The sequence below is a fragment of the Kitasatospora sp. NPDC057223 genome (assembly GCF_042669755.1).
Taxonomy (GTDB): domain Bacteria; phylum Actinomycetota; class Actinomycetes; order Streptomycetales; family Streptomycetaceae; genus Kitasatospora.
Window position 1 is genome coordinate 189,911 of record NZ_JBHUWW010000001.1, and the last position, 6,000, is coordinate 195,910.

The following is a 6,000-nucleotide window of genomic DNA, read 5'->3' on the forward strand; positions in this document are numbered from 1 at the left end:
TGCCTGGTGGTGATGGTAGACCTCCGACGCCGAGGAGATAGGCCCGATGACGATGGCCCCCGCGCTCCCCTTACCGCCGCGTACCGTACTTGGCGCGCTCGCCACCTGGACGTGGATCGATTCGACGCCGGACGGCTTGGTTGCGTTCGCTCTGGTCACCCCGGCCGCTGGCGGTCCGACGGCGGAGCAGATGCAGGCGATCGCGGAGGCCGCCGACTTGGCCACTCCGGACCTGCCCTTGCCGGGCGCCCGGATCAGGTTGGTCTTGCAGGGCCAGGACGCGGTGATCGCGGTCCCGGGCTCCGGGCCGGCGCTGCGAATTCCGGCAGATTCGGGCTGGGCAGATTTCGTCCGCCGGGGCGGCACCGTGGTGGTCATCCTGGGGGCCCACCTTCTCGCCGCTGGTGCAGGCCGGCCGCAGGTCGAGTCGTACATCATGGGCGCGCTGCTGCCCCGTCAGATCTGGATGGGCAAGACGACACTGGCCGCGGAGTACACCGCTGCCCAGCTTCGGGGCGAGGCGTGCGTCTGCTGCCACCGAGTCGACGGCCCGCTCGTCCCCGCCGGCCACGCCTACACCTCCACGACCGGCGCGCCCCTCGGGTGGGCTGTCGTCGCCTGCCCCGCTCACGCGCCCGAGGAGTCCTGATGACCGAGACACAGACAACCGGCTACGGGGTCCGTTGGGACCCGAAGGCCAAATGCTGGCGGGTCCGCAACGAGACGACCGGCGAATGGATGGTCGGCGACGACGGCAAGCCCAGAGCCTGGTCGGACTTCACCGCCGCGGACATCGCCTACAAGGCGTTCCAGCCGGCCGCGCCACGCACATGGTGACCGAGCCCGACGAACCGGCCACGGGCTATTGCCAGGCCTGCGGACAGTACGGCAAGGGCCGGTTCGTCGAAGTCATCAACAGCCACTCCGACGCCATCGACCAGCACCTCAGCTGCGCGATCACAGCTCCCGGAACAGCTGACCCAGCGGAACATCCAGAGCAGCAGCCAGCCTGATGACCACATCAAGGCTGGCGGCGCGCGCACCCGTTTCCGTGCGGTACATGGTGTGCCTGCTGATGCCGGCCAGCTCGGCCAGGGCTTCCTGAGAGAGTCGTCGCTCCTCCCGGAGTGCGCGGATACGGCAGCCGACCTGGCGTCGACGGTCTAAGACCCAGGTGGGTTCGGCGGGAGGTGCTGGCACATCTCGCTACGCTGCCGCGATCAAGATCAAAAGTCAGCAGCAGATGTGCAGCAAGTGTCAGGTAGATTCCTCCGGGTATGCCGGACTCATCCCGTCCTGACTTCGCCCGGAAATCGAACGAGACATAACGTCTCAGAAACGGCCTAGCCTCCCAATGGGACCGTATGCGACCGTAAGCAGCGTCGATCCGCTTCCGGGCGCCCCCAGCCACGTAATCGAACACGCCCCCAGGCTGCCGCACGCCAGCAGCCAGCCCAGACCGCGCGGCCCCCTCCCGCGCCCCGGCAGCCCGCGCACCCCTGCCGAGGAACACAACGCGCACAGGACGACAGTGAGCGCCCCCCATGCCGACTCCGCAGAGACGCGGGTCCGCCTCGCCGAAGCCGATGTGCAGGCCATCGACAAGACCAACCTCGCAACCGCCAGCAACGCCGACCTCATCGGCCTGCTCATCCGCGCCCGCGGTTCCCTGTCGGATCTGATCCGCCTCTGCCGAGACACCCACCCGAGCTAGGTCACACAGGCGGCCGGATAGAACGCCCTGACCTGTGGGTTTCACATGCGGTGACCTAGGTGCATGGCGTCACTTGAAGCAGCCGGTGAACCAGGCCCACGCCGGGCCGCGGGAGGGGGCGAGCTTGGCGGCCCAGTAGTAGAGGCCGCCGGCGGTGGGGTAGGCGGAGCAGATCTCGGCCATCGCGAGGGCGACGCAGAGGGTCATCAGGCCGACCAGCGGCCAGCCCCAGGTGATCATCGCGGGGCCGCCGGTGTTCAGGCCGAAGCCGTAGAGGGTGAGGCAGCCGGAGAGGATGGAGACGATCGAGAAGGAGACGGCGAAGTTCGAGAAGCCCGACATCGAGCGGGCGAGTTCCTGGGTGTAGCCGAGTTCGCGCAGCCGCTGTTCGTCCGCCGACTCCGGCGGCGCCTGCCGCGGGACGACCGGCGTGTCGGTGTGCTCGACGGGAGAGGGTTCGGGAGACATGCGCACCCCTTGGGGGTTCGGTGGGGGATCCGAAACGTGCGCCCACAGCAGCGTGGTGACCCAATGGACTGAAACCAGACCATTGGCGTAGTGCGCATCGTTCACCCTGCGCCTCCGCGACGTCAAGGGGACCTGCCGACGGCCCGGCCGACCCGTACCTCGGTACGATTCCGGGGTGGACCGGGCAGGCGGGCGCGACGCGCGGATGGACTGGCAGGGCGGCGCGATCTTCCGCCCCGTCCGGACCGGCAACGCCTTCGAGGAGACGGTCGAGCGGATCCTGGAGGCGATCAAGCTAGGCGTCCTCGGCCACGGCGACCGGCTGCCACCCGAACGGGAGCTGGCCGCCCGGCTGAACATCAGCCGCGAGACGCTGCGCGAGGCGATCCGCTCGCTGCAGCTGGCCGGCTGCGTGGAGTCACGGCGCGGACGCTACGGCGGCACCTTCGTCACGTACCGGCTGCCCCCGCCGAGCCTCGGCGAGCTGCGCCGGGCCGTCCAGGACATGGGCTCCGAGCTGGAGGACGCGCTCACCTACCGGATGGTGCTGGAGACCGGCGCCTCCGAGCGGGCCGCGAGACGCCCGCTCACCGAGGAGCAGCGCGACTACCTGCGCGAGCGCCTCGCCGACCTGGAGGGCGCCTCGCCGGAGGAGTACCGGCAGCTGGATTCGCGGTTCCACCTGGCGATCGCCGAGCTGACCGGCTCGCACTCGCTGGCGACCGGCATCGCCGAGAGCCGGATGCGCCTGAACGACCTGCTGAACGCGATACCGATGCTGGAGCGCAACATCGACCACGCCTCCGAGCAGCACCGGACGATGGTGAGCGCGATCCTGGCGGGCGACGCCGAGGGGGCCCGCCGCTCGACCGAGGAGCACCTGGAGGCCACCGCCGCCCTGCTGCGCGGCTTCCTCGGCTGATCCAGCCTCCCCGGCGGGCCGGCTCCGAAACCTTCCGGCGCGGTCCGTGGCATTGGAGTGATCCGAGTCACTCCGACGATGCGTAACGTCTTCGGCCTTGGGAACGATTAGTCGAACGGTGCTTGCCGCGTGGAGGATCCCTGGTCCGTCACACTCTCCGTGCGCGGCGGAGCCGTGTCATGCCCACTGCACCGAGAGGCCACTCGTGTCGCCCAGCCCGTCCCGCACGCTTCCGCATCGGATTGCTGAATCCGCGTCCCTGATGGCCCTCATCGAGCGCGGCCGGACCACAGGACACATCACCGGCGATGAGGTGCGCCAGGCTTTCGAGGCCGACAATATTCCGACCACTCAGTGGAAGGTCGTCCTCCGCAGCCTGAACCAGGTGCTGGACGACGAAGGAATGACCCTGGCGGTCCGCCCTGCACAGGAGCCCAAGCAGGCTGCAGGGGACCCGAACCGGCGCTCGGTCAAGAAAACCGTAGCCACGCGCGCTACCCCTGTCAAGAAGATCACGGCGGCCCCCGTGGACGGTGCCGGCGAGGCCGAGGACGCCTCCTCGGAGCAGGTGGCAGCGGTCAAGAAGGCCGCTCCGGCGAAGAAGGCCGCGCCCGCCAAGAAGGCCGCCGCGGTGAAGAAGGCCGCTCCGGCGAAGAAGACGGCGACCGCCGCCGCGGCCAAGAAGACGGCCACGAAGACCACCGCCAAGGGTGCGTCCGACGACGCCGCCGAGACCCCGGCCGAGGACGACCTCTTCGACGAGGCCGCGCCCGGCGAGGCCGGCCCGGAGCCGACCCCCGGCATCGGCAGCTTCGTGCTCTCCGACGACGACGAGGACGACGCCCCGAAGCAGCAGGTCACCACGCCCGGCGCCAGCGCCGACGCGGTGAAGGACTACCTGAAGCAGATCGGCAAGGTCTCGCTGCTCAACGCCGAGCAGGAGGTCTCGCTCGCCAAGCGCATCGAGGCCGGCCTGTTCGCGATGGAGAAGCTCGCCTCCGGCGAGGACCTGACCCCGGTCTTCCGGCGCGAGCTGGAGCTCATCGCCGAGGACGGCCGCCGCGCGAAGGACCACCTGCTGGAGGCCAACCTCCGCCTGGTCGTGTCGGTCGCCAAGCGCTACACCGGCCGCGGCATGCTGTTCCTGGACCTCATCCAGGAGGGCAACCTGGGCCTGGTCCGCGCGGTCGAGAAGTTCGACTACACCAAGGGCTTCAAGTTCTCCACGTACGCGACGTGGTGGATCCGCCAGGCGATCACCCGCGCGATGGCCGACCAGTCCCGGACCATCCGCATCCCCGTCCACATGGTCGAGGTCATCAACAAGCTGGCCCGCCTGCAGCGCCAGATGCTGCAGTCGCTCGGCCGCGAGCCCACTCCGGAGGAGCTGGGCAAGGAGCTGGACCTCACCCCGGAGCGGGTCGTCGAGGTGCAGCGCTACGGCCGCGAGCCGATCTCCCTGCACACCCCGCTCGGTGACGAGGGCGACAGCGAGTTCGGTGACCTGATCGAGGACACCGAGGCCGTGAAGCCGGCCGACGCGGTCAGCTTCACCCTGCTGCAGGAGCAGCTGCGGGCCGTGCTGGAGACGCTGGCCGAGCGCGAGGCCGGCGTGGTCTCGATGCGCTTCGGCCTCACCGACGGCCAGCCGAAGACGCTGGACGAGATCGGCAAGGTCTACGGGGTCACCCGCGAGCGGATCCGCCAGATCGAGTCCAAGACGATGTCCAAGCTGCGGCACCCGTCGCGCTCCCAGGTGCTGCGCGACTACCTGGACTAGCCGGGCCGGCCGCCCGTACCCGACAGCCGGCAAGGCCGGCCGGCCCGGGTACGGGCGGCTCTCCGTCCGCCCTCGTTCCGGTCACTGGTTCCGGTGACTTGTCGCCCGATCGGGCCCCGGCAGACGAAACGGGCCCGGCGCGGCCTGTGGGAACAGGCCGGGCCGAGCCCGGAAAAAGCTGGAGCGCCGGGCCCGATTTGAACGGACTCTCCCTACTGAAAGTAGGGCGTGCTCCACCAGCACCTCCGACGCATGTCCAGAAGATCTCTCTTCCGACGGACAGAACATTACCAGGTGGCGAAGGGTGCTCCGGCGCGGGCCCCGGCTCGTGGACAGCCGTCAGGGCCCGCGGCGGGGCGCCCGGCACGCGCCCTAGAGGTGCTTGGCGATCTCGGGCAGCAGTTCCTTGAAGGTCCGCCCGCCGGCCGGCTCGCCGATCGCGGTCAGCTGCCAGCCGGTGCCCGAACGGTGCACCTTGGCCATGATCTGGGCCGTGTACGGGCCGCCCCCGGTGAGCGTGTAGCGCGCCAGCTCGTCGCCGGTGGTCTCGTCGACCAGCCGGCAGAAGGCGTTCTGCACCTCCTGGAACGTCTGCCCGGTGAACGAGTTGACGGTGAAGACGATCTGCTCGACCTGGGTGGGGACGCGCTGGAGGTCCACCACGATGGACTCGTCGTCGGCCCCCTGGCCGGCGCCGCCGGTCAGGTTGTCGCCACTGTGCCGCACCGAACCGTCCGAGCTGGTCAGCTTCTGGAAGTAGACCACCTCCACTGGCTTGGTCCCGGCGAAGAGCACGGCGGAGGCGTCCAGGTCGATCTCCCGGGGGATCAGCCTGGCGAGGAATCCCTTGCGCGGTGAGGCCTGCCAGCCGAGGCCCATCCGGACGACGCTGAGCGCGCCGCCGCCGGCCTTCTCCAGGCTGATCCGCTGTCCTTTGCCGAGGTTGACCGTCATGCGTCCTGCTCTCCTGTAGGTGGCCGGCGGTTGCCTGCCTGCGACTGTGCCGCGGCCCCGCGCGCAGTCGGCGCGGGGCCCCGGGCCGGCCCGGCCACGAACCCCGGGGGGGGCAGCCGGTGTCCCCCGAGTCGGTGGGGGTTACCCCCCGACCCGAGGGGT

The 6,000-nt window shown here is 70.0% G+C and carries 7 protein-coding genes and 1 pseudogene; 5 read left to right on the forward strand and 3 right to left on the reverse strand.

All coding sequences use genetic code 11. The features are described from left to right. Positions 1–46 precede the first annotated feature (46 nt). Together ACFUK0_RS01245 and ACFUK0_RS01250 are read left to right on the forward strand one after the other, a co-directional pair. Entirely contained in the window at positions 47–649 is a 603-nt protein-coding gene (locus ACFUK0_RS01245) for a hypothetical protein (protein ID WP_380245911.1), read from the forward strand. Then, positions 649–837 (forward strand): hypothetical protein, encoded by a 189-nt coding sequence (locus tag ACFUK0_RS01250; RefSeq protein ID WP_380245912.1) that lies wholly within the window; start codon positions 649–651, stop codon positions 835–837. The genes ACFUK0_RS01245 and ACFUK0_RS01250 overlap by 1 nt, the downstream gene beginning before the upstream one ends. A gap of 120 nt (positions 838–957) precedes the next feature. On the opposite strand, the gene ACFUK0_RS01255 is transcribed toward ACFUK0_RS01250, so the two are convergent. Beyond that, complete coding sequence (locus tag ACFUK0_RS01255; protein WP_380245913.1) at positions 958–1,200, reverse strand: helix-turn-helix transcriptional regulator; 243 nt, start codon at positions 1,198–1,200, stop codon at positions 958–960. Positions 1,201–1,531: 331 nt separating this feature from the next. Between ACFUK0_RS01255 and ACFUK0_RS01260 the strand changes: the two genes are divergently transcribed. Beyond that, positions 1,532–1,714 (forward strand): hypothetical protein, encoded by a 183-nt coding sequence (locus ACFUK0_RS01260; RefSeq protein WP_380245914.1) that lies wholly within the window; start codon positions 1,532–1,534, stop codon positions 1,712–1,714. Between the two features lie 75 nt (positions 1,715–1,789). Here ACFUK0_RS01260 and ACFUK0_RS01265 read toward each other — a convergent pair. Further along, positions 1,790–2,182: pseudogene (locus ACFUK0_RS01265) on the reverse strand (amino acid permease); the annotation flags it as partial. 175 nt (positions 2,183–2,357) lie between these two features. Between ACFUK0_RS01265 and ACFUK0_RS01270 the strand changes: the two are divergent. Further along, on the forward strand, positions 2,358–3,104 hold the full coding sequence (locus ACFUK0_RS01270; RefSeq protein ID WP_380245915.1) for a FadR/GntR family transcriptional regulator: 747 nt from the start codon (positions 2,358–2,360) through the stop codon (positions 3,102–3,104). A gap of 205 nt (positions 3,105–3,309) precedes the next feature. Continuing rightward, positions 3,310–4,884, forward strand: a complete 1,575-nt coding sequence (locus ACFUK0_RS01275) for an RNA polymerase sigma factor (RefSeq protein WP_380245916.1) — start codon at positions 3,310–3,312, stop codon at positions 4,882–4,884. 372 nt (positions 4,885–5,256) lie between these two features. Here ACFUK0_RS01275 and ACFUK0_RS01280 read toward each other — a convergent pair whose 3' ends face one another. Continuing rightward, positions 5,257–5,838, reverse strand: coding sequence for a TerD family protein (locus ACFUK0_RS01280; protein WP_380245917.1), 582 nt, complete (start codon positions 5,836–5,838; stop codon positions 5,257–5,259). Positions 5,839–6,000 lie beyond the last annotated feature (162 nt).